A 26,333-nucleotide genomic window follows, 5' to 3' on the forward strand; every position below is an offset into this window, starting at 1 on the left:
TGCCTCCTACTCTGCCTTATGGCGATCACCCGAACGTCACCCCGGGGCACGGTATCCGCGTACTGCGCCGGGAGTACGGTGACGATGCCGCCGCCGTTCCGGCACTCCCGGCAGTCCCTGCCCCAGCGACCAGGAGGAAATCCGACCGTGCCATTGAGACGTCTCGCCGCCGCCCCGATCACCCGAATCGGGCTCGGCCTCGCCGCGGTGGGCCGCCCCGGCTACATCAACCTCAGCCGGAAGACGGACCTGCCCGCCGAGCGGACGGTCGAGGCGATGCGGGAGCGTGCCCACGAGGTGCTCGACGCGGCCTACGCCCAGGGCGTGCGCTATTTCGACGCGGCCCGCTCCTACGGCAGGTCCGAGGAGTTCCTGGCCGAGTGGCTGCGGGGCCGCCCGGAGATCCGCGACGTAGTGATCGGCAGCAAATGGGGCTACACATACACCGCCGACTGGCGCCCCGACGCCGAGGTGCACGAGGTCAAGGACCACAGCACGGCCACCTACGACCGTCAGGTCGCCGAGACCCGGGAGCTTCTGGGCGAGCGCCTCGATCTTTACCAGATCCATTCCGTCACTCCGGACAGTCCCGCCCTCACCGACCGTGCGCTCCACGACCGGCTCGCCGACCTCGCCGCCGAGGGGGTCACCATCGGCCTGTCCACCAGCGGTCCGGAGCAGCCGGCCGCCATCCGCGCCGCGCTGGCGGTCACCGTGGACGGCATCCCGCTCTTCTCCAGCGTCCAGTCCACCTACAACCTGCTGGAGCCCTCCGCGGGCGCCGCGCTCGCCGAGGCGCACGACGCGGGCTGCTCCGTCATCGTCAAGGAGGCCATGGCCAACGGCCGACTCGCCCAGCCGGGTTCCCCCGTCCTGGACCGCCTCGCCGCCGACACCGGCGCCACCCCTGACGCCCTCGCCCTCGCCGCCGTCCTCCACCGGCCCTGGGCCGACATCGTCCTCTCCGGCGCTGCCACGGCCGGGCAGCTCGCCAGCAACCTCGCCGCCTCCGCCGTACGCCTCGACGCCGACCAGCTCGGCCTGCTGGCGGCCCTCGCCGAGCCCGCGTCCGACTACTGGCGGTACCGGGCGGCCCTGCCCTGGACATAGGCCTGCCCCGGCGGGAATTTCTCGAAGGCCCTGGCCAGGACGGGGGACACCTGGCCAGGGCCGGCTTGGGGGTGCGGGCGCGGTGAAGGTGGTCGCCTCTCGGCGGCAGGCACTGCGGGGCTTCAGCCGAACGATCTTCCCCGCAGGCAATTGTTGAGGCCCGGGGACACTGTCCCTCCACCGTCACCCGCATGTAGTTGAACCGGCAAGCAGCGCAGGTTGTTCCCGCTGCTCCCGAGGCGGCCACCGCACTGCGGTCCCATCCGGCCGCCGCCGCGGCCTCTGACGCCGGCCCGTTTCGGGCCGCCGTGGCGGGTACGCGAAGGGACGGAACGGCAATACCGCGATGAGGACAGGTGATGTCATGGCCGAGTTTGAGCGCTCTATCGACGGAGCCGCGGCCTCGGCCGAGGAAGCGGCCGTCCACGTCGTTCCCGACCCGGAGGAACCGGCCGGCTGGAACGGCTGACCACGGTGCCCCGGCGCGCCCCGGGGACCCCCATCTGCGGGAAGAGGGGGCGCCGGGGACGGCTGCGATCTCCGGGGGAGTACGGCGTGTGTCAGCTGGGTACACGTTCCGAGCGCTGGACATGCGGAGCTTCCGGGGCGCGGGCATGCTGGAGAAGAGCCTGGCGACGCACCCTTGAGCGCTCCCCGCCCAGCGGCTTAGGTGGAACGGACACCGCACGGCAGCCCGCCGCGCGGACCCCGCGCCACACGTCCACGGGAGGTCCCGGTCATGCCCGGCAGCCAGCGTACGGAGACAACCGAGCCGATCAGCGAAACAGCGGCAGAAGCCCATGTCCACGGGGTCTGCTTCAAAACCGGTCCACCCCGGCTCCTGGGAGTGGAGCTCGAATGGTTCGTCCACGATCTCGAAGACCCCGCACGACCCGTCGACGAGGGCAGGCACACCGCCGCCGTCGAGGCGCTGCGAAACCTCTCTCTGGGCTCCCTTCTCACCTTGGAGCCCGGCGGGCAGCTGGAGCTCAGCTCGCTCCCCGCCAGTTCCATCAGCCAGTGCGTGGAATCCCTCACCGCCGACCTGGACGCCGTCCGGCAGCGTCTGCGCGAGCACGGGCTGGGCCTCGCGGGCCACGGCATCGATCCGTGGCACAGTCCGCGCCGCCTGCTCGACCTGCCGCGTTATGCCGCGATGGAGCGGTACTACGACCGTGACTGGCCCATCGGCCGGGTCATGATGAGCAGCAGCGCGTCCGTCCAGGTCTGTCTGGACGCCGGCACAGAGGAGCCGGGCCCCTTCGGCCAGCAGCGGCGCTGGCTGCTGGCCCACCTGCTGGGCGCGGTGCTGGTGGCGGCGTTCGCCAACTCGCCGCTCCAGGACGGCCGCCTCACCGGCTGGAAGTCCACCCGGCAGGCCGTGTGGGCCTCCATGGATCCGGGGCGCAACCTGGCCCCCGCCGCAGACCGCGACCCGCGGGCCGCCTGGGCCGCGTACGCCATGGAAGCACCGGTGCTGTGCATACGGGACGACACCGGGCCCTGGGCCGTCCCCGAAGCCCTGTCCTTCCGCGAGTGGATACGGACCGGAGCACCCCGGCCCCCCACCACCGCCGACCTCGACTATCACCTGACCACGCTCTTCCCGCCGGTCCGGCCGCACGGCCACCTGGAACTGCGGATGATGGACGCCCAGCCCGGCCCCGACGGCTGGACCGTGCCGCTGGCGGTCACCGCCGCGCTGTTCGACGACGCGAACGCCAGCGAGACCGCCTACCGTGCCGTCAAGCCGCTCGCCGAGACCGCGGGCCCGAGCCCCGCGCCGTGCAATCCACTGTGGCGCGGCGCCGCCCGCCACGGCCTGGACGACCCCGAACTCCGAGCAACCGCCGTGACCTGCTTCACCGCGGCCCAGGAAGCACTGCCCCGGCTCGGCGCGAGCACCGCCGTCCAGGCGGCGGTCGCCGACTTCACCGAACGCTACGTCCTACGCGGGCGATGTCCTGCCGACGACATGCTCGATCACCTCTCATGGAAGGGCCCCCTCGTATGACGGCTCCCGCGACCGACACCGAGGCACTCCGGCAGCGCGCCCTGGCCGCGCTGCTCACCGCCCGTGACCGCACCCGGGCCCTCACCACCTGCGTCGAGGACCACGACCTCACCGCTCAGCACTCCCCGCTGATGTCGCCCCTCGTCTGGGACCTCGCCCACATCGGCAACCAGGAGGAGCAGTGGCTGCTCCGCGCCGTTGCCGGACGCGAGGCCATGCGCCCCGACATCGATCCGATCTACGACGCCTTCGAGCATTCCCGCGCCGAGCGGCCGTCCCTCCCGCTGCTGTCGTCCACCGAGGCCCATTCCTACGCCGCCGAGGTACGCGGCCGGGTCCTGGACGTCCTGGAACGCGCCCCGCTGCACGGCAGCCCCCTCACCGACGCGGGCTTCGCCTTCGGCATGATCGCCCAGCACGAGCAGCAGCACGACGAAACCATGCTCATCACCCACCAGCTGCGCCGCGGCCCCGCCGCCCTCACCGCGGCCGCACCCCCGCCGGCTCCCGGCGACGCCGCCCTGCTCCCGGGTGAGGTCCTTGTGCCCGGCGGCCCGTTCACCATGGGCACCTCGGCGGAGCCCTGGGCCCTGGACAACGAACGCCCCGCCCACGCCCGCGACGTCCCCGGCTTCTTCATCGACACCGTCCCGGTCAGCAACGGCGAGTACCTGAACTTCATAGCGGACGGCGGCTACACCGACCCCCGTTGGTGGGCCCCCGAAGGCTGGGCCAATCTGCGTGAGCACAGCCTGGCCGCGCCGCAGTTCTGGACCCGCGAGGGCGGCCAGTGGCTGCGCCGTCGCTTCGGTGTCACCGAGCCCGTACCGCCGGACGAGCCGGTGCTCCACGTCAACTGGTACGAGGCCGACGCCTACGCCCGCTGGGCCGGCCGCCGGCTCCCGACCGAAGCCGAATGGGAGAAGGCCGCCCGCCACGACCCCGCCACCGGCCGATCCCGCCGCTATCCGTGGGGCGACACCGACCCCACGCCCGACCACGCCAACCTCGGCCAGCGCCACCTCCAGCCCGCCCCCGCCGGCAGCTACCCCGCCGGCGCCTCCGCGCTCGGTGTCCGCCAGCTCATCGGCGACGTCTGGGAATGGACCGCGAGCGATTTCCTGCCCTACCCAGGCTTCGCCGCCTTCCCTTACCGGGAGTACTCCGAGGTCTTCTACGGCCCCGGCCACAAGGTCCTGCGCGGCGGCTCCTTCGCCGTCGACCCCGTCGCCTGCCGCGGCACCTTCCGCAACTGGGACCTCCCCATCCGCCGCCAGATCTTCTCCGGCTTCCGCACCGCCCGCGACGCTTCCCCGGAGGCCGCATGAGGACCCGCCCCAGCGCCCCGACCGGTCCACGCCGGGTGCCCGCGGGCTGTTCTTCCGTGCCTGTGCCCGGCATGGGTGCGTTCGGCGAGGGTGCGGTGGTTGGTGCTCCGGGCTCTTCCGGTCCGCCGCGGCGGTGGGAGCCGGGGCGGCGTGGTCCGGCGGATTCGAGCCGGCCGCAACCGGTGGCCGCCGGGCTCGGGCCCGGGGTCCCTGGCGATGGCCCGGCTGGTGGCGAGCGGCGGTCCGGGAAGGTGCCGCCGGGCACCGCAAAACGGCCGGGACTGCGCACCCGGCGCGGGAGGCGCTGATGTGCCGGCACCTGGCATACCTGGGGCCGTCCGCGCCGCTGCGGGAGATCATCGGCGGGCAGCCGCACTCGCTCTACCGGCAGTCGTGGGCGCCGCGCAGGCAGCGCCATGGCACGGTCAATGCCGACGGCTTCGGGGTCGGCTGGTACGCGGACGGCGACCCGGTACCGGCCAGGTACCGGCGGGCGGGGCCGATCTGGGCGGATCCGTCGCTGGCGGACGTGTCGAGGGTCGTCAGGTCGTCAGCGGTGCTGGCGTCCGTACGGGACGCGACCGAGGGGACGGCGCCCGACGAGTCGGCGGCGGCCCCGTACACCTCCGGGCCCTGGCTGTTCAGCCACAACGGGGCGATCCGGGGCTGGCCGGAGTCGGTCGCCAAGATCGCCGAGGAGCTGCCGGCCGAGGCGCTGCTGAACCTGGAGGCGCGGTGCGACTCCGCGCTCGCCTGGGCGCTCGCCCTGCACCGGCTCCGGGGCGGGGCCGAGCCGGGCGAGGCGCTGGCGGACACCACGGGGCGGCTGGCCTCGGGCGCCCCCGGGTCCCGGCTGAACTTTCTGCTCACCGACGGCCGCACGATCGCCGCCACGGCCTGGGGCGACACGCTCTGGTACCTGGCCGACCCCGGCCGTTCCCTGGTCGTCGCCTCCGAGCCGTACGACGACGACCCCCGCTGGACCGAGGTCCCCGACCGGTATCTGCTGACCGGCGACACGGGCCCCGACGGCGTACTACTCATCCCGCTCAAGGAGCCGCGCCTATGAGCCCCACCGCTTTCACCCTCACCCGTACCCTGCCGGCCGACGCCACCGCCGCCGCCCTCCGCGCCGACGTGGCGGACGGCCTCACCCACGACCCGAAGCGGCTGCCGCCCAAGTGGTTCTACGATGCCCACGGCAGCGAGCTGTTCGAGGAGATCACCCGGCTACCGGAGTACTACCCGACCCGCGCCGAGCGCGAGATCCTGAACAGCCACGCCACCGGTATCGCCCGCGCCACCGGCGCCCGCACGCTCATCGAGCTCGGCTCGGGATCGTCCGAGAAGACCCGCCTGCTGCTGAGCGCCCTGGGCGCGCCGCTCAGCTACCTCCCGGTGGACGTCAGCGAGTCCGCGCTCACCGGCGCCGCCGAGGCGCTCATCGCCGATCACCCGGGGCTGACCGTGCACGCCCTCGTCGCCGACTTCCAGCACGGCCTGGCCCTGCCCGACACCCCCGGGCCCAGGCTCGTCGCTTTCCTGGGCGGCACCATCGGCAATCTGCTGCCGGCCGAGCGCGCCGCGTTCCTGGCCTCCGTCCGGTCACTTCTCTCGCCCGGCGACGCCCTGCTGCTCGGCACGGATGTGGTGAAGGACGAGGCCACACTTGTCGCCGCGTACGACGACGCGCAGGGCGTCACCGCCGCCTTCAACAAGAATGTCCTCTCCGTCATCGACCGTGAACTCGGCGCCGACTTCGACCCGGCCGACTTCGATCATGTGGCGCTGTGGGACCCGGAGCAGGAGTGGATCGAGATGCGGCTGCGCGCCCGCAGGGAGCTGACGGTCAAGATCCCGGCACTGGATCTCACCGTCGATTTCGCCGAGGGGGAGGAGCTGCGCACCGAGATCTCGGCCAAATTCCGCCAGGAAGGCATCCGGGCCGAGCTGGCGGAGGCCGGATTCGAGCTGCGCCACTGGTGGACGGATTCGGCGGGCCGCTTCGCGCTGTCGCTCGCGTTCCCCGCCACGTAGCGAGTACGTTTCGGCTTCGTTTCCGTCGATGTCCTGGGCGGGGAGTTTGGTCTCGAATTGGATTCAACCCTTGTGACCTGCGGGAATAGCGATGGACTATGTGCCGCACATGTCATCGCTTGTCCTGTAGGAGGCCCGGGTGTCCGTTGGTCTGTCCAAAGTTCCGGCGGACGGTAGCGGTTCCGTCTCGGCGGCTGAGTCCGAGCGGAGCAAATTCCGCAAGCACTTCGGCCGGTTCGACATCCTCTTCTTCCTGCTGTGCACCATCGTCAGCGTCGACACCATCGGCACCGTGGCCTCCTCCGGGGCAGAGGCGTTCACCTGGCTCATTGTGCTGGCCATCGTCTTCTTCGTGCCCTCCGCGCTGCTCATCGCGGAGCTGGGCACGGCCTTCGCGGAGGAGGGCGGCCCGTACATCTGGACCAGCCGGGCTTTCGGGCGGCTGGCCGGAGCCGTCAATAATTTCCTTTACTGGGTGACCAACCCGGTCTGGCTCGGCGGCACCCTCTCCGTGTCCGCGGTCACCGCCTTCACCACCTTCTTCAATAACGGCAAGGATCTGAGCACCCCCGCCTTCTATGTCTTCACCCTGCTCTTCGTCTGGGTGGGCGTGCTCGCGGCGATCCTCTCCTTCGACATCGGCAAGTGGATACCCACCGCCGGGGCCTGGTCCCGATTCGTGCTGCTCGGGCTCTTCACACTCACCGTGGTCATCTACGGCATCAAACACGGCCTGCACGGATTCGGCTTCGGTGACTTCTCCCCGACCTATGCCGGCTTCGTCGGCCTCGTGCCCGTCCTGATGTTCAACTACGTCGGCTTCGAACTGCCCAACACCGCGGGTGACGAGATGACCGACGCGCAGAAGGACGTCCCGTACGGGATCTTCCGCGCCGCCGGGCTCAGCGTGCTGCTGTACGGCCTGCCGATCCTGGGCATCCTGCTCGTCCTGCCGGTCAAGGCCGTCACCGGCCTCGGCGGCTTCATCGACGCCATCCGGCAGGTGTTCACCGTTTACGGCGGGAGCGTCGCCGCCGACGGCACGGTCACCCTGAGCGGGGCGGGAACCATCCTGGGCGGGCTGGCCGCGGTGATGTTCATCCTGACGGTGCTGTCCTCGGGCGTCACCTGGATCATGGGCTCGGACCGCGCGCTGGCCGTCTCCGGTTACGACGGGGCCGCGCCGCGCTCTCTCGGCGTGATCTCCGAGCGCTTCGGGACGCCGGTGCGGGTCAATCTGCTCAGCGGGCTGGTCTCCACCGGGGTGCTGATCCTCGCCCACCAGCTCACCAGTGGTAACACGGGCAAGCTCTTCGGGGCCGTGCTGGGACTGGCCGTCTCCACGACCCTCGTCAGCTACCTCGGCATCTTCCCGGCGCTGCCCGTGCTGCGGCGGAAGTACCCGCAGGCGGACCGCGTCTACCGGGCTCCCGCCGCCTGGCCGATCACGATCGTGCTGACGCTGCTCATCCTCTTCGCGACCGTGCAGCTGCTGGCGCCGGGCGCCTTCTACGACTGGTTCGGCGCCGACTTCCGGCCGGACGGCTGGACGCAGGGCGAGCGGGTGAAGTATCTGCTGACGGAGGCCGTCCCGCTGGCGGTGTTCATCCTCATGGGTGTGGTGTTCTGGGCCCTGGGCGCCCCGACCCGGGCCCAGGCCAAGGCGGCGGCCGCTGCCGGAGCCGCCGGGAGCTGAGCGGCTCCCTTTCCCGGAAAGCCGGCCGGCGGGCCCGTCCGGCTTTCCGGGATCGCCCGGGCAGGGCCCAAGGGTTTTCCCCCCTTGTTCCACAACCTCTCCAGTAACGACAATGAGCATGACAATTACCGAACAATCTTCGGTCTGGAGAGGATCCCCCACATGTTCCGACCTCTCAAAGCCGCACTCACGACTGTTGTTGTCGTGGGAGCGGCGGTTGCCGGCATCGGCGCGGCTCCCGCATCGGCCACAAGCCACAGTGCGGTCTCCGCCCCGCAGGCGAAGGCACCGGCGGCTGTCACCGTCGACTTCGCCGGCACCGTGTCGCTGAGCAACTGTTCCGGCTCGTTGATCAAGCTGCCGACCTCGGTCTCCACCGACCCCGCCCTCGTCATGACCAACGGCCACTGCATCAGCACCGGGTTCCTCAACCCCGGCCAGGTCCTGGTCAACTCGTCGTCCTCCCGCACCTTCGGCCTGCTGAACTCCTCGGGCACCAGGATCGGCACGTTGCAGGCCACCAAGGTCGCCTACGCGACGATGACCGACACCGACGTCACGCTGTACCAGCTCAGCAGCACCTACGCCGCCATCCAGTCGGCGTACGGGATCAGCCCCCTGGAGCTGTCCGCGACCCACCCCACCCAGGGGGCCGCGATCAAGGTCGTCTCCGGCTACTGGAAGACGATCTACACCTGCAACATCGACGCGTTCGTCTACCGCCTGGAGGAGAGCAGCTGGACCTGGAAGGACTCGGTCCGCTACACCTCCGCCTGCCAGACCATCGGCGGCACCTCGGGCTCGCCCGTCATCGACACCGCCACCGGCAAGGTGATCGCCATCAACAACACGGGCAACGAGGACGGCGAGACATGCACGCTGAACAACCCGTGCGAGGTCGACGAGTACGGCACCGTCACGGTTCATCAGGGGATCAACTACGCGGAGGAGACCTACGGGATCACCAGTTGCTTCGGCACCGGCAACAAGCTCGACCTGACCCTGACCGGGTGCGCGCTGCCCAAACCATAGCTCAGGTCCGCGCGTAGATCGCCTCGATCTCCCCGGCGAAGACCTCCTCGATCACCTTCCGTCTGAGCTTGCGCGAAGGTGTGATCAGGCACTGCTCCTCGGTGAAGGCGACGGGGAGGATACGGAAGGCCCGGATGGACTCGGCCTGTGAGACCCGGGTGTTGGCGGCGCTGACCGCCCGCCGCACCTCGGTCTCCAGGTCGGGGTCGCGCACCACGTCGCGGGGGTCGGCCGGGTTCTTCTCCCGGATCTTGAGCCAGTAGGCCATGGCGTCGGGGTCGAGAGTCACCAGAGCGGCCACGAACGGCCGGTCGTTGCCGTTGACGACACAGTGCTCGATCAGCGGATGCTCCCGGACCCGGTCCTCCAGCAGGCCGGGGGAGAGGTTCTTGCCGCTCGCGGTGACGATGATCTCTTTCTTGCGGCCGGTGATCGTGAGATAGCCGTGCGCGTCGAGGGACCCGAGGTCACCGGTGTGCAGCCAGCCGTCACCCAGCGCGCCCGCCGTGTCCTTGGGGTCGCCCAGATAGCCGGAGAAGACCGTCCGGCCGCGCAGCAGGATCTCGCCGTCGTGGGTGAGCCCTACCGTGGATCCGGGTACGGGCTGTCCGACGGTGCCGAACCGGACCCGGCCGGGAGGGTTGACATGGCCGCCGCCGTGCTCTCCGTCAGGCCGTAGCCCTCATGGATGGTCGCCCCCGCGCCGTCGAAGACCCCAGAAATCCCGCAAGAACGATGACCGGGATGCGTGCGTTGGTCACAGACTCGTCTCCAGTGAGCAGATGGCGGGCGGGGCGGCCGGTCCCCGATCGTACGCGGCAGCGCCGGTCAGGCTCCAAGATCCGCAGGCATCGGACCGCGTGAGCTGGGCAGTAGCCAAGATGCCCCCGGCGCGAACCCGCGCCATGCTGGAAGAGGCGGGGGCGGGAAGGAGTCGGCTGTGTCCAGCGCCAAGATCTGCTGTGTCGCCGGGGCACCCTGCTGGGTCAACCTCACCGCTCGCGACCTGAGGGTGGCCACCGAGTTCTACGGTGCGCTGCTCGGCTGGGAATTCGAGCACGCCCCCACCCGGTTCGGCGACTACGTACGAGCCGTGGTTCACGGTACCGAGGTCGCGGGGATCAGTACGGGCGCCCGGGACATGGAGCTGTCGGTCGCCTGGACCACCTTCTTCGGTGTCGAGAACGCCGACATCTCCGCCGCCGACATCCGCGACCGGGGCGGCACTGTGGCCGTCGGACCGCTGGACTTCGACACGGGGCGGATGGCGCTCTGCTCCGACCCCGGGGGCGCCTCCTTCGGCATCTGGGAGGGCGAGAAGGGCCTCAGCACCCGGCTGCGCAGGGTCGGCGCGCCCGTATGGATCGAGCTGCGGACCCGGGACGCCTTCGCGTCGGCGATGTTCTACGGAGAGGTGTTCGGCTGGGACAAGCGCGACCCGGAGCACTACGAGGTCCGCTGGGAGAACGACCGCGTCGTGCTCGTGGTCGACGGTCACAGTGTCGCCGGGATCCTCAGCGGCGGTGTCGAGGCCGCGGCCGACCCCAGGGTGCGGCCCCGCTGGCATGTGTACTTCGGCGTCGCCGACGTGGACGAGGCCGTGCAGCTCACCAAGGAGCTCGGCGGCGACATCACCGGCGAGCCCAGGGACAGCGCCTACGGCCGCGTTGCCGGGATCCGTGACCCGGAAGGCGCGCTGCTGTCGATCGTCAGCGGCTACGCCTAGCGGTACGGGCATGGAATGGTTCGCGGCGCCCGGCTCCTGGATGGGCAGGCTGCTCTTCCAGCGGGGGCTCGCGGCGCTCTACGTCATCGCCTTCCTCACCGCGGTCAACCAGTTCCGTGCCCTCATCGGTGAGAACGGCATGCTGCCGGTGCCGCGCTTTGTGTCCCGGACGCCTTTCCGGCAGTCGCCCAGCCTTTTCCACCTGCGCTACTCCGACCGCTTCTTCGCCGCCGTCGCCCGGTTGGGCGTACTGCTGTCCGCCGCGGTGGCGGCGGGGGCGGCCGACCTGGTGCCGCTGTGGGCCTCGATGCTGATGTGGGCGGTGCTCTGGGCGCTGTACCTGTCGATCGTCAACGTCGGACAGACCTGGTACGGCTTCGGCTGGGAGTCGCTGCTGCTCGAAACCGGCTTCCTCGCGGTTTTCCTGGGCAACGCCCGCACCGCGCCGCCCGTCCTGGTGATGTGGCTGCTGCGCTGGCTGCTCTTCCGCGTCGAATTCGGCGCGGGGCTGATCAAAATACGCGGCGACCGCTGCTGGCGCGATCTGACCTGCCTCTACTACCACCACGAGACCCAGCCGATGCCAGGCCCGCTCAGCTGGTTCTTCCACCACCTGCCGAGACCCCTGCACCGCGTCGAGGTCGCCGCGAACCATGTCGCCCAGCTGGTCGTCCCCGTCGCGCTCTTCGCCCCGCAGCCCGTCGCGGGAGTGGCCGCCGGTCTGATCGTGGTCACCCAGCTGTGGCTCGTACTCTCCGGGAACTTCGCCTGGCTCAACTGGCTCACCATTGTGCTCGCCCTCTCGGCGGTCGTCCCCGCGTCGAGCCCGCCCCCGGCTTTCGCGCCCGCCCCGGCCTGGTACGTGGGCGTGGTGCTCGCCGTCACCGCGCTGGTGGCGGTGCTCAGCTACTGGCCGGCCCGCAATCTGGTCGGCCGCGGCCAGCTGATGAACTACTCCTTCAACCGGCTCCACCTGGTCAACGCCTACGGTGCCTTCGGCAGCGTCAACCGGATCCGCCAGGAGGTCATCGTCGAGGGCACCGACGACGCCGAGATCACCGGCAACACGGTCTGGAAGGAGTACGGCTTCAAGGGCAAGCCCGGCGATGTCCGGCGCATGCCGCGCCAATTCGCGCCGTACCACCTCCGCCTGGACTGGCTGATGTGGTTCGCCGGGATCTCCGCCGGCTTCGCCCAGCCCTGGTTCCTGCCGTTCGTCACCCGGCTCCTGATGAACGACCCCGCGACCCTGAGGCTGCTGCGTACCAACCCCTTCCCGGACTCCCCGCCGACTTATGTACGGGCCAGGCTCTACGTCTACCGCTTCACCGGCTGGCCGAAGCTGCGGGCCAGCGGGGCCTGGTGGGAGCGCACCTTCATACGCGAGTACCTGCCGCCGGTGACGCTGTCCTCCATGGCCCCGACCGACGGGCAGGCCTGACTTCGCCGAGTGGCGGGGTGCGGGGATCGCCCATAGCTTCAATTTCGCGGGGGTCCCTGGGAGAAACGGGACATGAACCATGCAAATACGCCAATCAAGAAATATGGCCACGATTACCTCCATTGTCATCGCCACCGCCGGACTGGGGTGCACCGCTCCGGCCGCGCAAGGCGCGGCCCGCCGGGTCGTCAAGGCGGGGGAATCCATCCAGCAGGTCGTGGATACCGCACGGCCGGGGGACACCGTCGCCATCGGCCCGGGCACCTACCGGGAGAGCATCCAGGTGACGGTCCCGGGCCTGACACTGACCGGCGCGGGCGCGGCCACCGTGATCTCGCCCGGAACCGCCGGATCGAAGAACGCCTGCGCGCTGGCCGGCCACGGGATCTGCGTCACCGGAACGGCGGATACCAAGCTCACCGGAGTGAACATCCGGGCGCTGACCGTCCGGGGATTCACCAAGAACGGCATCTGGGGCACCGGAACCGACCGGATGAGCGTGCGCGAGGTCCTCGCGCAGGACAACGGCCAGCAGGGCATCGGCCAGGAAAAGTCCATCCGGGGCGACTTCCGGGACAACACGTCAAAGAACAACGGCCAGTCCGGGATCTACCTGGCGAACACGATCAGCGAGGAGGGCGGAGCCACCGACACCCAGGGCACCGTCATCCAAGGCAACAACCTCTCCGGGAACCGGATCGGCGTCGGCATCCGCCGCCTCAGAAACCTCACCGTCGATGGCAACGACATCACCGGCAACTGCGCGGGCGTGATGGTCGTCGGTGACGAAGGCAAGCCCCGGGCGGGCGCCCTGGCCGTCACCCGCAACACGGTGTCCGCGAACAACAAGTACTGCGCGGCCAGCTCCCGGCTTCCGTACTTCCAGGGCACCGGCATCCTCCTCACCGGCGTCGAGGACACGACTGTGACCGGAAACGTGGTGCGTGACAACACTGGGGCCTCGTCGATGTCCGGCGGAGTCGTGCTCTTCCCCAGCATGGTCGGTATCGCCAACACCCGTAACACCATCAAGGACAACGTCCTGCAGGGCAACGGGCCCGCCGACCTGGCCGACCGGGACAAGGGCTCGGGCAACTCCTTCACCGCAAACGCGTGCAAGATCTCGGAGCCTACGGGCAAGTGCTGACGCCTGTCGTGCGTCCCTCGCCCCCGGCGTGTGCCAACCCGCGGACGACCGGCTCGTCGGCGGGTTGGCGGCAGCAAACTTTCTGCGTCAGAAAGGCGGTCCCATGGCCACCGTAGGCCCCACCACCAACACCGCTACGGCCATCCCTCCTGCCCCGCCACCGGTCATGCGGCTGCGCGAGATCGTCTTCGGTGCCGCGTGCGCCGCGGCCGTCCGTGCCGCCGCCACACTCGGCGTCGCGGACGCACTCGGGGAGGCCCCGGCCACGCCCGACGAACTGGCCGTGGCGGTGAACGCCGCGCCGCAGCCGCTGCACCGGCTGCTGAGCGCGCTGTGCTGCTACGGGATCTTCGAAGAGACCGAGGACGGCCGCTTCGCCCACACCGAGCTGTCCCGGCTGCTCCGCGAGGACGCCCCCAACAGCCTGCGGTACATCGCCCTGTGGTGCACCGAGCCGTGGACCTGGGCGGCGTGGCCGCTCCTGGACCAGGCGGTCCGGTCCGGTTCGCATGTCTTCGACAGTCTCTACGGCAAGGAGTTCTTCGAGTACCTGCACGAGGACGCGGCGTCATCGGCTCAGGTGTTCAACAAGGCCATGACCACCTCCAGCAGGCAGTCGGCGGCGGAGGTGGCCGAATTCCTCGACCTCGCCGGCGTGGAGACGGTCGCCGACATCGGCGGCGGCGAGGGACACGTCATCGCCAGCCTGCTGGAGAAGCACCCGCACCTGCATGGAACCCTCCTGGACCTGCCCAAGGTCGTCGCCAACGCCGACCCGCGGCTGCGCGACGGCGGCGAGTTCGCGGCACGGGTCCGGCTGGTGCCCGGCGACTGCCGGCGGGAGATCCCGGTCCGGGCGGACATGTACATCATCAAGAACATCCTGGAGTGGGACGACCAGAGCACCCTCGCGACGCTGCGCAATGTCGTCCGGGCCGCACCCCCCGGCGCCCGGGTCGTCGTTGTCGAGAACATCGTCGACGACAGCCCCTCGATGAAGTTCACCACGGCGATGGACCTGATGCTGCTGCTCAACGTAGGCGGCCGCAAGCACTCCAGGGACAGCCTTGTCACCCGGATGACGGAAGCGGGTCTGAGCATCGGGGACATCCGTCCGGTCAACGGCTACCTGCACGCGTTCGACAGTACGGTCGGTGCCGCTCAGACCTTCCGGTAGGAGACCAAGTGCGCGAAGACGACGACATTGGACAAGTAACCCCCCCGCGTGCGGTCGTACTGCCCGCCACAGGTGATCAGCCGCAGCTGCGCGTCCGGGGTGTCCCCGTACACCGCCCGGTCGGGGAAGCCGGCCTTGCTGTACGTCTCGACGTCGTCGACGAAGAAGGCCGCGATGGTCCCGTCCGCCCGGGTGATCTCGACGATGTTGCCGGCATCGAGCATCCGTAGCAGCAGAAACACCGCGGGGCCGGTCCTGGTGTCCACATGGCCGGCCACGATGGCCGGGCCGCGCTCGCCGGGTGTGACCCCGTTCCCGTACCACCCGACCAGGTTGGGGTTGTTGCTGGGCGGAGGAATTAGCACACCCGAGCGGTCCAGCCGCAGCCTGGTGAACGGCGCGCTCAGCCCGAGCTGCGGGATCTCCAGGCGCACCGGACGGGACCTGCTCATCGTCGGGCCCGACGGGGCCAGCCGCGTGGCCGCCGGGGCCGACGCCACGGGCAGCGACGCGGCCGACGTGGTCGAGGAGGTCGACGTGGTCGAGGAGGTCGGGGAGGCTTCCACTGAGTTGTAGATCAGGAGGAGGCCGACTAGGGCCGCCGCGGCGGCCCAGCGGAGCATGCGGACGCTGCTGTCCATGAGGAGAGGCCTTTCTTCGGACGGCACCGGCGTTCTCCGGCGCATCGTGGCCACCGGCGCCGAGCGAGGGTGGCCACGACAGGACGGGTGTGCGGCAGCGGCATGAATCAGGCCACGCTGCCGGCCAGGGGACGGCGGCGCAGGGCGTACGCCCCCGCGCCGAGGCCGCCGATGAGCAGGACCGCCCCGGCCGTCATACCGCTTCCGGACATCGCCATGCCGCCGCCACCGGTGTGCATACCGCCGTGCGGACTCTGGTGCTCGTGCTCCTTGCCGCCCCCGGAGTAGTCCTTCTCCTTGCCGCCGCCGTAGGAGTCGTCCTTTTCCCTACCGCCGTCGGAGCTGTCCTTCTCCTTACCGCCCGAGGAACTGCCGCCGCCGTCGCTGTTGCTGTCGCCCTTCCAAGAGTTGTTCGATTCGTAGCCGCCCGACGATCCGTCCTGGCCGCCGCTCCAGGACTGGCTGTCGCCGCCGCCCGCATCGGAGACAACGGTGGCAGCGGCGTAGGCGGCGGGGGCTGCCAGGGTCAAGGTCGCGGCTAGCGCGGCGCCGGCGAAAAGAATGCGAGCGGGACGCATGTGGGTATTCCTTCCGGCGCTCCGGGCGACTGCCGACCCGACGTCAGCTGGTGGTATCGCGGAGGCGCCACCCTCACCGTCAGCCAGCTTTCGCGGCCCTGCCACCCGAGAAGGCTGCATTCGGGTGGGTATGTGCACCCTTCGGGTGGCGGGGGGCCCTGGTTCACCCGTTTGCGGAATGTCCCTCTGACGCCGGGTCAGTTTTATCGGCTGGACGGCCGGGGAGCGGAGGGCATGGCACCGCGAGGCGGAGCGCCGGCCGGTGCCGCGCCGTGCCCCCATTGCGAGGGCGGGCGGCGCGGCACCGGCACCGGCTCACGTCCGTCTTCAGCCCGCGGCGACGACAGCCGGGTCGCCGGGCTCCGCGCCACCAGCCGCCCCCTCGGCGGACATCGTGGCGACCAGATCCGTGGTGTGGGTCGCGGACCGGAATTCCGGGCGCGCCAGTGTCCGGCGCAGGAAGGGCAGAGTGGTCCGTACACCGCCGCCGTCGACGCGGAACTCGCTCAGGGCCCGGTCCATTCGGGCGATCGCCTGCTGCCGGTCCGGCGCCCACACGACGGTCTTCGCCAGCAGGGAGTCGTAGTCCGGCCCGATGAGCCAGCCCGGATAGGCGTGCGTGTCGACCCGTACGAACGGGCCGCCCGGCGGCACGAACTCGGTCAGCAGGCCGGGCGCCGGGGCGAAGTCCCGGGCCGGGTCCTCGGCGTTGACCCGGCACTCCACGGCCACACCCCGGGCGACGATCTCCGACTGGCGGAAGGACAGCGGCAGGCCGGCGGCTATGAGAATCTGCTCCCTGACGATGTCGATCCCGGTGACCATCTCGGTGACGGGGTGCTCCACCTGGAGCCGGCAGTTGATCTCCATGAGGTGGAACTCGCCGGACGGCGCCAGCACGAACTCGAACGTGCCCGCCCCGACGTAACCCACCGCGACGGCACCGCGCACCGCCGCCGCGCACATCGCCTCCCGCACGGTGTCCGGGAGATTCGGCGCGGGCGCCTCCTCCACGAGCTTCTGGTGCCGCCGTTGCACCGAGCAGTCACGCTCGCCCAGGTGGACCGCCGAGCCATGCTGGTCGCAGAGGACCTGCACCTCGATGTGCCGGGCGTCCTCGATGAACCGCTCCAGATAGAGCCGGTCGTCCCCGAACACCGCTCTCGCGTGCGCCCGGGTCTCGTTGTAGGCGCGCGGCAGCTCCTCCGGCTGGCGTACCACGGCCATACCGCGCCCGCCGCCGCCCGCCACCGCCTTCAGGATCACCGGGAAGCCGGTCCGCCGGGCGGTCTCCTTCGCCTCCGCGGACGAGGCCAGCGCGTTCCTGCTGCCCGGCAGCACTGGCAGCCCCGCCTCCGCCATCACGGCGCGGGCCACCGCCTTGTCGCCGAGCTGCTGCATGACGTGCGGCGCCGGGCCGATGAAGGTGATGCCGTTCGCCTCGCAGATCTCCGCGAAGTCCGGATCCTCCGACAGGAATCCGTAGCCCGGGTGGACGGCCTGCGCCCCGGTGCGCAGCGCCGCCTCCACGATCGCCGGCACGCTGAGATAGCTGCCCTTCGATGGCGGTGGCCCGATGTGCACCGCCTCGTCCGCGAACCGTACGACCGCGGAGTCGCGGTCCGCGGTGGAGTGCACGGCCACGGTACGGATACCGAGCTCACGGCAGGCGCGGGCGATCCGCAGCGCGATCTCACCGCGGTTGGCGACGAGGACGGTGGAGAACATGCGGATCACTCCTCGGCCTGGTTCGCGGGCGCTATGGCGATGAGCCGTTCCTGGTACTCAACGGAGTGCGCGTCCGGCGCGAGGATCTCCACGATCCGTCCGCCGGAGTCCGCCTGGACCGGGCTCATCATCTTCATCACCTCGAGGATGCCGATGGTCTGTCCGGGCCGGACCACATCGCCGACCGAGACGAAGGGCGGCGTGCCCGGTTCGGGGCAGTGGTAGAACGTGCCGACCATCGGGGCGCACACGTACCGCAGCCCGTCCCGCACCTCCTGGCCGGAAGCGGGCTCCGGAGCTTCGGGGAGCGTGACGGTCACCGGCACCGCGGCGGCCGTCTCCGGCTCCGGCCACTCCACCTCGACCGTCGTCTGCCCATGCTGGAGCCTGATCCTGCGCGGCGGCTTCGGCGCTGCCCTGGCCAGCTCCGTCACGCTGCGGCACACCGACTCCAGCGTCGTCGGGCCCGGCGGGGTGCTGTGGTTCACGACCACCGGCGGGTGGCTGTGCTCGTGGTGATTCTTCTTCTCACTGCCCAGTGTCACGACGCACCTTCTCTTTCGTCTCCATCGACGCCGAAACGGCCGAACCGGCCCCTGCGGGCCCGCACCAGCCGCTCGGCTTCCCACGGCACCAGTTCGCCGAGCGCCGTGGCCAGCGCTTCGCCGAGCAGCCCGGCCGCCGCGGCGTGATCGCTGTGCGCCCCGTCCGGCGGCTCCGGTACGACACCGTCGACGACGCCGAGCCGCAGCAGCTCGCGGGGGTGCAGCCGGAGCGCCGCCGCGGCGGCGGGGGCCGACTCGGAGTCCTTCCACAGGATCGCCGCGCAGCCCTCGGGGCTGATGACCGAATACACCCCGCCCTCGCTGACCAGCACCCGGTCGGCGACCGCCAGCGCGAGCGCGCCACCGCTGCCTCCCTCGCCGGTCAGCACCGCCACGATCGGCACCGGCAGCCGGGACATCAACCGCAGATTCTCCGCGATCGCGACCGCCTGGCCGCTCCGCTCGGCGTCCGCTCCCGGATTCGCACCCGGTGTGTCGATCAGCGTGACCACGGGCATCCCGAGCTTCGCGGCGAGCCTCATCAGCCTCGCCGACTTCCGGTAGCCGCCCGGCGTCGGCATCCCGAACTTCCGGCGCTGCCGTTCCGCGAGGTCCGGGCCGCCCTTGTGATGGCCGATCAGCATCACCGGCAGCCCGTTCAGCCGCCCCGGACCGCCGACGATCGCGCCGCAGTCCTCGGCCAGCCGGTCGCCGTGCAGCTCGTGGAAGTCGTCCAGCAGATGTCCGGCGTAGTCCAGCGTCGTGGGCCGCTCGGCGTGCCGCGCCAACCGCACGGCCTCCCACGAGTCGCGCTCCTGGACCTCCTCGACCCGGCGCACAATCGCACCGGGCCGCGGCTCGCGCAGGCCGGCGGCCTGGTCGTGGCCGTGGTCCTGCTCGGGCGGCAGGCCGAGGAGCTTGCCGAGCACCGGGCGGAGCGCGGAGCGGGGGACCACGTCGTCCACCATGCCGTGCTTCAGCAGGAACTCGGCGGTCTGGAAGCCCTTCGGAAGGCGCTCACCAGTGGTTTGTTCGATGACGCGGGGTCCGGCGAAGCCCAGGCGGGCGCCGGGCTCGGCGATGATCACGTCGGCGAGGGTGGCGAAGGACGCGGCCACGCCTCCGTATGTCGGGTCGGTGATGAGCGAGACGACCAGGATCCCGGCCTCGTCGAGTTCGGTCAGGGCCTGGGAGGTCTTGGCCATCTGCATGAGTGCCAGCACGCCCTCCTGCATACGGGCGCCACCGGAGGCGGTGACCAGCAGCAGCGGGATCCGGTGCCGCAGACTCGTGCGGGCCGCCTCCGTGACGAGGGCGCCGACCCCGCAGCCGAGGCTGCCGCCGAGGAACCGGAAGTCCATCGCGGCGGCGACCACCGGCCGGCCCTCGATCCGGCCCCGCAGACAGAGAACGGCCTCCCGCAGACCGGTGGCGGCGCGAGCGTCCGCCAGCCGGTCGGCGTACGGGCGGGTGTCGGTGAAGCCGAGCGGGTCGTGCAGCGGCTCCACATGGTCCACGGGCGACGTGGAGCCGGGGTCGAGCAGTTGCTCGAGCCGCTCCTGCGCGGTGAGGCGGGCGTGCCAGCCGCACTCCGGGCAGACGTTCAAGGTCCGCCTGAAGCGCTTGCCGTAGATCAGGACGGAACAGCCCTCGCACCGTACCCAGTCGGCTGCCGAGGCGGTGGGCCGCTCATCAGGGACCGCCATGACCGTCCTCCCGTCCGTGCCGTCGCCCGTGGAACCCCATCAGCGTTCCCAGCGGTAGAACTCGTTGGCCATGGCATCCTTCGGGGTCCGCCAGGTCGCCGGGTCGTACGCGCTGACGTACGGGCTGAGCCGCTCGCTGATGTCGCGGAAGGCCGGGTGGCTGGCGTACTGGGCGACGGAGGGCCCCGGGGGCTGGTCGGCCTCTACGAGGTGGACGTACACCTCGCCGAACTGGAAGAGGCTGCGGCCGGTGACCCCGATCAGCCCCGGCAGCTCGCCGCGGTCGGATGCGGCGAAGACCTCGGCGATGCCGTCGGCAGCGTCCGGCTTCATACGGGCGATGATCAGTGCACGGTGTGACATGGTCAGGCCTCCACGGTGAGTGAGGAATTGACCCGGTCGACGAAGTCGGCCGGGGTCCTGGCGCCCTCGGCGTCGCCGATGATGGGCATGCCGTACCGGTGCTCCAGTTCGGCCACCATCCCGAGCAGGCCGAGCGAGTCGAGTCCGAAGTCGGCGAAAGGGGTGTCGGGCCTGCTCTCCAGCAGCAGCGGGTCGGCGGTGAGGCCCGCGCAGCTCTTCATAAGCGAGGCCACGTCGGCGTAAGTCAGTTCACTGATCATCACAGGGACTCTCCTTCGGGGTGGCGGAGCACGAGCGCCGCGTTGGATCCCATGAGGCCGCGGCTCAGGACCAGTGCCGTCCGCAGCTCGACGGAGCGCGGGCGGCCGGTCACGAGATCGAGGTCGTGGCACACATCGGTGACATTGGGAGTGGGCGGTACGAGGCCGTGTTCCATCGCGAGCACCGCGGCCGCGGTGTCCAGCGCGGGGGCGCCGCAGTAGGCCCGGCCGATACCGGTCTTGGGGGCGGTGATGGGGACATGTCCGGCCCGCGGGCCGAGGACGTCGGCGAGCGCCAGCGCCTCGGCGCGGTCGGCGGCCGCGACACCGAGGGCGTCGGCGAAGACGACATCGATATCTGACGGCACACACCCGGCCTGGTCCAGAGCGCCGCGGATCGCATGGCCGAGCCCCTCGCGGGACTCCTCCCAGGCGCCGGCCCCGGTGAAGGTCGCGGCGTGCCCCGCGACCACCGCCCGGATCCGGGCCCCGCGCCGGCGGGCGGCCGACTCCTCCTCGACGACGAACATCGCGCCGCCCTCCGCGGGCACGAACCCGCAGGCGGCCGAAGTGAACGGCCGGTAGGCGAGGCCCGGGTCGGCGGAGCGGCTGAGCTCCTCGTAACCGAGCTGGATGACGATCGAGTACGGCACCAGCGGCGCCTCGGCGGCGCCCACCACGATCGCGTCCACGCCGCGCCGGATGTTCCCGGCGGCGTGCCCGAGAGCGTCGAGGCCGCCGGCCTCGTCACTGCACACCACACCGCAGGGGCCCTTGAAGCCGCCGCGGATCGAGATCTGCCCCGTGCTGGCCGCGTAGAACCAGGCGATGGACTGGTACGGGCCGACATAGCGCGGTCCCTGCACATACAGGTGCTGCATCTCGCGCTGCCCGAACTCGCTGCCGCCGGACCCGGTCGCCGTGACCACGCCCACGTCGAACGGCGAGCCACTGGCGGTGTCGAGCCCGGAGTCGGCCAGAGCGAAGTCCGCCGCGGCCATCGCGAAGTGTGTGAACCGGTCGGTCTGGACCAGGAGGCGCTCCTCGATGACCGAGGCCGGATCGAAGGTCCGGACCTCGCCCGCGACCCGGAGCGGCAGATGCCCGCACCCTTCGCGGGAGATCAGGTCCAGGACGCTGACTCCCTCCCGGGTCGCCTTCCAGAAGGCGTCCGTGCCGATGCCGTTCGGGGCGATCACGCCCATGCCGGTCAGGACCGGGCGCCGTTTTGCCCCGGTACTCATCGCGAGCTCCCTTCCGCCCGGTTCAGCACCACGGCGGACTGGAAGCCGCCGAAGCCGCTGCCGACCGAGAGCACGGTCCGGAGCTTCATGGCGCGCGCGACGCGCGGCACGTAGTCCAGGTCGCACTCCGGGTCGGGCGTCTCGTAGTTCGCGGTCGGCGGCACGACACCGTTGGCCAGAGCCAGGGTGCACGCGACGACCTCGAGCGCGCCGATCGCCCCGAGTGAGTGCCCAACCATGGATTTGATGGAACTCATCGGGATGTCGTACGCGTGCCGGCCGAGCGACCGCTTGACCGCCGCCGTCTCATGGCGGTCGTTCTGCTGGGTGCCCGAGCCGTGCGCGTTGACGTAGTCGACCGCGGAGCTGTCCAGCCGGGCGTGGTCCAGCGCGCGGTCGATCGCCCGGGACATCTCCAGGCCCTCGCGGGTGAGGCCGGTCATGTGGTGCGCGTTGCCGAAAGTGGCATAGCCGCCGATCTCGCAGTAGATGGCCGCGCCGCGGCCGAGGGCGTGCTCCATCTCCTCCAGGACGAGCACGGCGGCACCCTCGCCGAGGACGAAGCCGTCCCGCCCGGCGTCGAACGGCCGGGAGGCGTGGGCGGGATCGTCGTTGTTCGTGGACGTCGCCTTGATGGAGTCGAAGCAGGCCACCGTGATCGGGGTGATCGGCGAGTCCGCCGCGCCCGCGATGTACACATCGGCCCGGCCCTCCTCGATGGCGTGGAAGGCATAACCGATCGCGTCGAGCCCGGAGGTGCAGCCCGTGGAGACGGTCTGTACGGGCCCGTGGGCCCCCGTGCGCTCCGCCACCTCCGACGCGAGCGTGCTCGGTGAGAACACCCGGTGGAGATGCGGGCCGGCCTGGCGGTGGTCCACGTCCCAGTGCTGCCCGGAGTCGCTGACCGCGATGTAGTCCTGTTCGAGGCGGGTGCTGCCGCCGACTGCGGTGCCGAGCGACACCCCCACCCGCCAAGAGTCCTCCTCCCGGAGATCCAGTCCCGAGTCCCGGACCGCCTCGTCGGCGGCGGCCATCGCGAACTGCACATACCGGTCGGCGCGCTCGGTCTCCTTGACTCCGAGGCCGCACGCCGCCGGGTCGAAGTCGCACTCGGCGGCTATCCGCGAGCGGAACCCCTCCGGGTCGAAGAGCGTGATTCCCCGGGTCGCCGTACGCCCGGCGGTGAGCAGATCCCAGAACGCGGGTACTCCCACGCCACCCGGGGCGATGACGCCGACCCCGGTGACAGCCACTCTCCGGCTGCCCCGGTGTTCGGAGTGAGTGGTCATGGTTGCTCCCTCCAGTTGGCAGTACAGGGGCTCAGGACTCCTCCGGCGGCCGGCGGTCGGTGACCAGGTTCATGTCGCAGGAGGCGAGGAAGCGCCGCAGCCCGTCGGGGGTGGTCAGCACGCGGCTGTCGGAGAGCTCCAGCAGCCGGCCGAGCACCGCCGCCGTACGCGTCCCGTTGACACCGGCCGTCAGGACCGGCACCTGCTCCAACTTCGCCCGCATGTCCACCATCCGTACGAGGATGTCGCCGCGCAGGAAGATGGTGCTGGACGCGACCGGGCTCTCCGGATCCCCTCCCGCCAGCTCGTCATGGCGGGCCAGCAGCCGGGCCGCCGCGAGCCCGCACCCGGGCTTCACCGGGTACAGCAGGGCGTGCCGCGCTACCGTCCCGGACTTCCCGGCCGCCGGCATGTGGTGCACCGACGGCAGCGCGGCCTGGGTGAAGAACACGCGCGCCGACTCCGGGTCGGTGAGATCGCGGTCCGCCTCCAGATACGGGTTGATGGCCTCCTCGACCGCCCGGACCTCGGGCTGCTGGGCGACATGGCGCATCGCCGCGATGAGGTCGCCCTTGATCTCCACAGCCCGCACGACCCGGTTGCCGTGCATGAAGAGCGAGGTGCGCAGAAGCCGGGTGCGGTCGTCGACCCGCGCCTCGGGAGCGGTGTACCCGGCGAGGATCTTGGCGACCTTCGGCTCGCTGCCGGGCTTGACGGTGAAGGTCAGCGCGTGGCGGACGACGCCGTCACCCACCCGGGGAGCGGACTGCAGCCGGCCGCGCTGCCTTTCGGGCGGGGGAGCGAACCCGGTCTCCCGCATGATGCTGAACCGCAGCGACCGGGTGTCGCGGACGCACCCGTGGAGTGGCTTCACCATCTCCATGTGCTCCGGGCTCTCCACCCAGGCCAGGAAGGGCGGGGCGCTCTCCCACTCGCTGGTGATCAGCCACTGCGAGGGGTCCTCGATGGACTGGCACAGCTGGTCGGTGACGTGCCCCGGGACGCCGGCCACCTGGTGGCGGAGTGCTTCGTAGGCTTCGAGGAACCGGTGCTGCTGGCCCTCGTTGACCTCCACAAGCAGCACCACGCGGAGCCGAGTGGTGTCGAGCGCCGACTGAGGTGTCCGTTCGGACAGGGTTGTTGTCATGTTCCACATCTCCTTCGGGGCCCGCGCCTGGGGACGCCGTCGCCTTTGGCGGCACCCGATTGGGTGGCGGGGCCGGTGCGCGTGGCCTGGTCGCCCGCCGAAAATCCGACGGCGAGGCCCGGTCTCGATCGTGGTCCGTTGGTACGGATGGCGCGAGATCTGTGGTCCATACGAGCGAATGAGTGGTCCGGGCAGAGCGGGACATCCCAGGTCGGGCAAGGAGAAGCTGGATCGGGCGGACCCACCTTCGTAAGCGCTGGAGCGACTGATGACTGCCAAGACCGACGACCGGATTCCGGTCCTCATCGCGGGCGGATCCCTGGTGGGCCTGTCCACCTCACTCTTCCTCGGCCGCCTGGGCGTCCCGCACCTGCTGGTCGAGAAGCACGCCGGCACCTCGCACCACCCCCGGGGCCGCGGCAACAACGTACGCACCATGGAGCTGTTCCGGGTGGCCGGCGCCGAGCAGGGGATCCGGGACGCCGCCTCGGTGTTGGCCGAGAACCACGGCATCCTCCAGGCCGGGTCACTGACCGGGGCGGACCAGGAGTGGCTGTTCAAGGAGATCGACCCCGGCGGCGGGCTGGCCCGCTTCAGCCCCACCGGATGGTGCCTGTGCAGCCAGAACGACCTGGAGCCGGTGCTGCTGGAGCACGCCCGGGAACTCGGCGGCGACCTGCGGTTCTCCACCGAACTGGTCTCCTTCGAGCAGGACGCCGACGGCGTCACCGCCGTGCTGCTCGACCGCCCGACAGGCGAGCGGCACACCGTCCGCGCCGACTACCTCGTCGCCGCCGACGGGCCGCGCAGCCCCGTCCGGGAGCGGCTCGGCATCGGGCAGTCCGGCCCCGGCGACCTCTTCCACAACGTCAGCGTCACCTTCCGGGCCAAGCGGCTGGCCGAAGTGGTGGGCGAACGCCGCTTCATCGCCTGCTACCTGACCAACCATCAGGCCGGCGGGACACTGCTCCCGGTGGACAACAGCGAGCAGTGGGTCTTCCACATCCCCTGGCACCCCGACGCCGGCGAGACCCTTGACGACTTCACCGACGAGCGCTGCGCAGCACACATCAGCAACTCCGTCGGCGTACCCGGACTCGAGATCGAGATCACCGGCAAGGCTCCCTGGCACGCGGCCCAACGCGTCGCCGAGCGCTACCGTGAAGGCCGGGTCCTGCTCGCCGGTGACTCCGTTCACGAGATGTCCCCCACTGGCGCCTTCGGCTCCAACACCGGCATCCAGGATGCCCACAACCTCGCCTGGAAGCTCGCTGCCGTCCTCGGCGGCTGGGCGGGCCCCGGCCTGCTGGACACCTACGGTGCCGAACGGCAGCCCGTCGCCGAAGCCACCAGCGCCCGCGCCGCCTCCCGGGCCGCCGAACACAGCCACCCCGGCTACTCCGCCCTCCCCGGCATCGGCCGCCAGGCGGGCGTCCTCGCCGTGGCCCTGGGCTACCGCTACCCCCGGGGCGCCGTCTTCGGCACCGACCCGGACGCCCCGCCCGTGCCCGAGCGCTTCGATGCCGGCGGCGAGCCCGGCAGCCGCGCCCCGCACATGTGGCTGCGCCGCGACGCCGGGAATGTCCGCCCGACCGGAGCCGGGGGGCGGCTTTCCACCCTGGACCTGTACGAGAGGTCCTTCGTCCTGCTCACCGGCCCGGCCGGCCGGCCGTGGCTCGCCGCGGCCCAGCGGGTGGCCGGCCGGCTGGGTGTTCCGCTGGACGCGTACGGCGTCGGACCGGACCAGGAACTGGTCCCCGAGCCCGGAGCGGACTGGGCGGAGATCCACGGCACCGCCGACGACGGCGCGGTGCTGGTACGCCCCGACGGCTTCGTCGCCTGGCGGGCGCCCGGAGCCGCGCCTGATCCGGACCAGACGCTCGCCGGTGTTCTGGAGACGGTGCTCAGCCGCCACTGACCGGCCGTCAACGGTCAAAACCCATTGGGGAAAAGTCTTTGAGATTGGTGTGAACGGGCCCACGTATCCCGCCGTACTTACGACGTGGTGCTCGATTGAGGTCGGGCTGTGCTGGCCTGGCGGGTTGGCTGGTGGTTGATTACCGCATGGCCGCGCGGTCGGAGACCAGGCCGGCGATGGCTTGGTAGGTCTGGTCGAAGTACTCG

23 protein-coding genes and 1 pseudogene are annotated in these 26,333 nt (G+C 70.9%); 13 read left to right on the forward strand and 11 right to left on the reverse strand.

What is annotated here, in order from left to right; translation table 11 throughout:
- Positions 1-147 precede the first annotated feature (147 nt).
- The 8 genes from FCI23_RS30820 to FCI23_RS30850 all read left to right on the forward strand — a co-directional run bounded on the left by FCI23_RS30820 (position 148) and on the right by FCI23_RS30850 (position 9,217).
- A complete protein-coding gene (locus tag FCI23_RS30820) occupies positions 148-1,110 on the forward strand; it encodes an aldo/keto reductase (protein WP_136727235.1) in 963 nt (320 codons plus the stop codon).
- Between the two features lie 346 nt (positions 1,111-1,456).
- Positions 1,457-1,579, forward strand: coding sequence for a DUF5709 domain-containing protein (locus FCI23_RS60295; RefSeq protein ID WP_322973913.1), 123 nt, complete (start codon positions 1,457-1,459; stop codon positions 1,577-1,579).
- A 270-nt stretch (positions 1,580-1,849) separates the two neighbouring features.
- Positions 1,850-3,124, forward strand: coding sequence for an ergothioneine biosynthesis glutamate--cysteine ligase EgtA (gene egtA / locus FCI23_RS30825; RefSeq protein ID WP_136727236.1), 1,275 nt, complete (start codon positions 1,850-1,852; stop codon positions 3,122-3,124).
- Complete coding sequence (gene egtB, locus FCI23_RS30830) at positions 3,121-4,452, forward strand: ergothioneine biosynthesis protein EgtB (protein ID WP_246144215.1); 1,332 nt, start codon at positions 3,121-3,123, stop codon at positions 4,450-4,452. Before egtA ends, egtB begins: the two co-directional genes overlap by 4 nt.
- A 307-nt stretch (positions 4,453-4,759) precedes the next feature.
- Complete coding sequence (gene egtC / locus FCI23_RS30835; RefSeq protein ID WP_136727238.1) at positions 4,760-5,521, forward strand: ergothioneine biosynthesis protein EgtC; 762 nt, start codon at positions 4,760-4,762, stop codon at positions 5,519-5,521.
- Positions 5,518-6,489 (forward strand): L-histidine N(alpha)-methyltransferase, encoded by a 972-nt coding sequence (gene egtD, locus FCI23_RS30840; protein WP_136727239.1) that lies wholly within the window; start codon positions 5,518-5,520, stop codon positions 6,487-6,489. Before egtC ends, egtD begins: the two co-directional genes overlap by 4 nt.
- A gap of 139 nt (positions 6,490-6,628) precedes the next feature.
- Positions 6,629-8,185 carry an APC family permease gene (locus FCI23_RS30845; RefSeq protein ID WP_136727240.1) on the forward strand — a complete coding sequence of 519 codons (1,557 nt, stop codon included), beginning with the start codon at positions 6,629-6,631 and terminating at the stop codon, positions 8,183-8,185.
- Between the two features lie 162 nt (positions 8,186-8,347).
- Positions 8,348-9,217 carry a S1 family peptidase gene (locus FCI23_RS30850; RefSeq protein ID WP_136727241.1) on the forward strand — a complete coding sequence of 290 codons (870 nt, stop codon included), beginning with the start codon at positions 8,348-8,350 and terminating at the stop codon, positions 9,215-9,217.
- Between the two features lies 1 nt (position 9,218).
- Here FCI23_RS30850 and FCI23_RS30855 read toward each other — a convergent pair.
- Positions 9,219-9,928, reverse strand: a pseudogene (locus tag FCI23_RS30855) (AMP-binding protein); the annotation flags it as partial.
- 229 nt (positions 9,929-10,157) lie between these two features.
- Between FCI23_RS30855 and FCI23_RS30860 the strand changes: the two are divergent.
- From FCI23_RS30860 to FCI23_RS30875, 4 genes are all read left to right on the forward strand, one after another.
- On the forward strand, positions 10,158-10,943 hold the full coding sequence (locus FCI23_RS30860) for a VOC family protein (protein ID WP_136727242.1): 786 nt from the start codon (positions 10,158-10,160) through the stop codon (positions 10,941-10,943).
- Between the two features lie 10 nt (positions 10,944-10,953).
- Positions 10,954-12,384 (forward strand): lipase maturation factor family protein, encoded by a 1,431-nt coding sequence (locus FCI23_RS30865; protein WP_136727243.1) that lies wholly within the window; start codon positions 10,954-10,956, stop codon positions 12,382-12,384.
- Between the two features lie 103 nt (positions 12,385-12,487).
- On the forward strand, positions 12,488-13,531 hold the full coding sequence (locus FCI23_RS30870; RefSeq protein ID WP_136727244.1) for a right-handed parallel beta-helix repeat-containing protein: 1,044 nt from the start codon (positions 12,488-12,490) through the stop codon (positions 13,529-13,531).
- 103 nt (positions 13,532-13,634) lie between these two features.
- Entirely contained in the window at positions 13,635-14,708 is a 1,074-nt protein-coding gene (locus FCI23_RS30875) for a methyltransferase (RefSeq protein ID WP_136727245.1), read from the forward strand.
- Here the strand turns inward: FCI23_RS30875 and FCI23_RS30880 are convergent.
- The 10 genes from FCI23_RS30880 to FCI23_RS30925 form a co-directional block, all read right to left on the reverse strand.
- Complete coding sequence (locus FCI23_RS30880) at positions 14,693-15,349, reverse strand: class F sortase (RefSeq protein ID WP_136727246.1); 657 nt, start codon at positions 15,347-15,349, stop codon at positions 14,693-14,695. The genes FCI23_RS30875 and FCI23_RS30880 overlap by 16 nt on opposite strands.
- A 107-nt stretch (positions 15,350-15,456) precedes the next feature.
- Positions 15,457-15,927 (reverse strand): hypothetical protein, encoded by a 471-nt coding sequence (locus FCI23_RS30885; RefSeq protein WP_136727247.1) that lies wholly within the window; start codon positions 15,925-15,927, stop codon positions 15,457-15,459.
- A gap of 327 nt (positions 15,928-16,254) precedes the next feature.
- Complete coding sequence (locus tag FCI23_RS30890; RefSeq protein ID WP_136727248.1) at positions 16,255-17,655, reverse strand: acetyl-CoA carboxylase biotin carboxylase subunit; 1,401 nt, start codon at positions 17,653-17,655, stop codon at positions 16,255-16,257.
- Between the two features lie 5 nt (positions 17,656-17,660).
- Complete coding sequence (locus FCI23_RS30895) at positions 17,661-18,200, reverse strand: acetyl-CoA carboxylase biotin carboxyl carrier protein (RefSeq protein ID WP_246144216.1); 540 nt, start codon at positions 18,198-18,200, stop codon at positions 17,661-17,663.
- Positions 18,197-19,906: an acetyl-CoA carboxylase, carboxyltransferase subunit beta gene (gene accD, locus FCI23_RS30900; protein WP_136727249.1), complete on the reverse strand. Its 1,710-nt coding sequence runs from the start codon at positions 19,904-19,906 to the stop codon at positions 18,197-18,199. The genes FCI23_RS30895 and accD overlap by 4 nt, the downstream gene beginning before the upstream one ends.
- Positions 19,907-19,945: 39 nt before the next feature.
- Positions 19,946-20,269, reverse strand: coding sequence for a TcmI family type II polyketide cyclase (locus tag FCI23_RS30905; RefSeq protein WP_136727250.1), 324 nt, complete (start codon positions 20,267-20,269; stop codon positions 19,946-19,948).
- A 2-nt stretch (positions 20,270-20,271) separates the two neighbouring features.
- Positions 20,272-20,529 carry an acyl carrier protein gene (locus FCI23_RS30910; protein ID WP_136727251.1) on the reverse strand — a complete coding sequence of 86 codons (258 nt, stop codon included), beginning with the start codon at positions 20,527-20,529 and terminating at the stop codon, positions 20,272-20,274.
- Positions 20,529-21,773 (reverse strand): beta-ketoacyl synthase N-terminal-like domain-containing protein, encoded by a 1,245-nt coding sequence (locus FCI23_RS30915; protein ID WP_136727252.1) that lies wholly within the window; start codon positions 21,771-21,773, stop codon positions 20,529-20,531. The genes FCI23_RS30910 and FCI23_RS30915 overlap by 1 nt, the downstream gene beginning before the upstream one ends.
- A complete protein-coding gene (locus tag FCI23_RS30920; RefSeq protein ID WP_136727253.1) occupies positions 21,770-23,062 on the reverse strand; it encodes a beta-ketoacyl-[acyl-carrier-protein] synthase family protein in 1,293 nt (430 codons plus the stop codon). Before FCI23_RS30920 ends, FCI23_RS30915 begins: the two co-directional genes overlap by 4 nt.
- 31 nt (positions 23,063-23,093) lie before the next feature.
- A complete protein-coding gene (locus tag FCI23_RS30925) occupies positions 23,094-24,209 on the reverse strand; it encodes a SchA/CurD-like domain-containing protein (RefSeq protein WP_136727254.1) in 1,116 nt (371 codons plus the stop codon).
- Positions 24,210-24,477: 268 nt separating this feature from the next.
- On the opposite strand from FCI23_RS30925, the gene FCI23_RS30930 reads away from it, so the two are divergent.
- Positions 24,478-26,127 carry an FAD-dependent oxidoreductase gene (locus FCI23_RS30930; RefSeq protein ID WP_136727255.1) on the forward strand — a complete coding sequence of 550 codons (1,650 nt, stop codon included), beginning with the start codon at positions 24,478-24,480 and terminating at the stop codon, positions 26,125-26,127.
- Positions 26,128-26,333 lie beyond the last annotated feature (206 nt).

The sequence above is a fragment of the Actinacidiphila oryziradicis genome, assembly GCF_005047355.1.
Classification (GTDB): domain Bacteria; phylum Actinomycetota; class Actinomycetes; order Streptomycetales; family Streptomycetaceae; genus Actinacidiphila; species Actinacidiphila oryziradicis.

Bases quoted from the DNA above. Each gene is read 5' to 3' on its own strand.
- FCI23_RS60295 (WP_322973913.1), top strand. From the start codon at position 1,457: ATGAGGACAGGTGATGTCATGGCCGAGTTTGAGCGCTCTATCGACGGA.
- egtA (WP_136727236.1), top strand. From the start codon at position 1,850: ATGCCCGGCAGCCAGCGTACGGAGACAACCGAGCCGATCAGCGAAACA.
- egtB (WP_246144215.1), top strand. From the start codon at position 3,121: ATGACGGCTCCCGCGACCGACACCGAGGCACTCCGGCAGCGCGCCCTG.
- egtC (WP_136727238.1), top strand. From the start codon at position 4,760: ATGTGCCGGCACCTGGCATACCTGGGGCCGTCCGCGCCGCTGCGGGAG.
- egtD (WP_136727239.1), top strand. From the start codon at position 5,518: ATGAGCCCCACCGCTTTCACCCTCACCCGTACCCTGCCGGCCGACGCC.
- FCI23_RS30850 (WP_136727241.1), top strand. From the start codon at position 8,348: ATGTTCCGACCTCTCAAAGCCGCACTCACGACTGTTGTTGTCGTGGGA.
- FCI23_RS30865 (WP_136727243.1), top strand. From the start codon at position 10,954: ATGGAATGGTTCGCGGCGCCCGGCTCCTGGATGGGCAGGCTGCTCTTC.
- FCI23_RS30870 (WP_136727244.1), top strand. From the start codon at position 12,488: ATGGCCACGATTACCTCCATTGTCATCGCCACCGCCGGACTGGGGTGC.
- FCI23_RS30875 (WP_136727245.1), top strand. From the start codon at position 13,635: ATGGCCACCGTAGGCCCCACCACCAACACCGCTACGGCCATCCCTCCT.
- FCI23_RS30880 (WP_136727246.1), bottom strand. From the start codon at position 15,349: ATGGACAGCAGCGTCCGCATGCTCCGCTGGGCCGCCGCGGCGGCCCTA.
- FCI23_RS30885 (WP_136727247.1), bottom strand. From the start codon at position 15,927: ATGCGTCCCGCTCGCATTCTTTTCGCCGGCGCCGCGCTAGCCGCGACC.
- FCI23_RS30890 (WP_136727248.1), bottom strand. From the start codon at position 17,655: ATGTTCTCCACCGTCCTCGTCGCCAACCGCGGTGAGATCGCGCTGCGG.
- accD (WP_136727249.1), bottom strand. From the start codon at position 19,906: ATGGCGGTCCCTGATGAGCGGCCCACCGCCTCGGCAGCCGACTGGGTA.
- FCI23_RS30905 (WP_136727250.1), bottom strand. From the start codon at position 20,269: ATGTCACACCGTGCACTGATCATCGCCCGTATGAAGCCGGACGCTGCC.
- FCI23_RS30910 (WP_136727251.1), bottom strand. From the start codon at position 20,529: ATGATCAGTGAACTGACTTACGCCGACGTGGCCTCGCTTATGAAGAGC.
- FCI23_RS30915 (WP_136727252.1), bottom strand. From the start codon at position 21,773: ATGAGTACCGGGGCAAAACGGCGCCCGGTCCTGACCGGCATGGGCGTG.
- FCI23_RS30920 (WP_136727253.1), bottom strand. From the start codon at position 23,062: ATGACCACTCACTCCGAACACCGGGGCAGCCGGAGAGTGGCTGTCACC.
- FCI23_RS30925 (WP_136727254.1), bottom strand. From the start codon at position 24,209: ATGACAACAACCCTGTCCGAACGGACACCTCAGTCGGCGCTCGACACC.
- FCI23_RS30930 (WP_136727255.1), top strand. From the start codon at position 24,478: ATGACTGCCAAGACCGACGACCGGATTCCGGTCCTCATCGCGGGCGGA.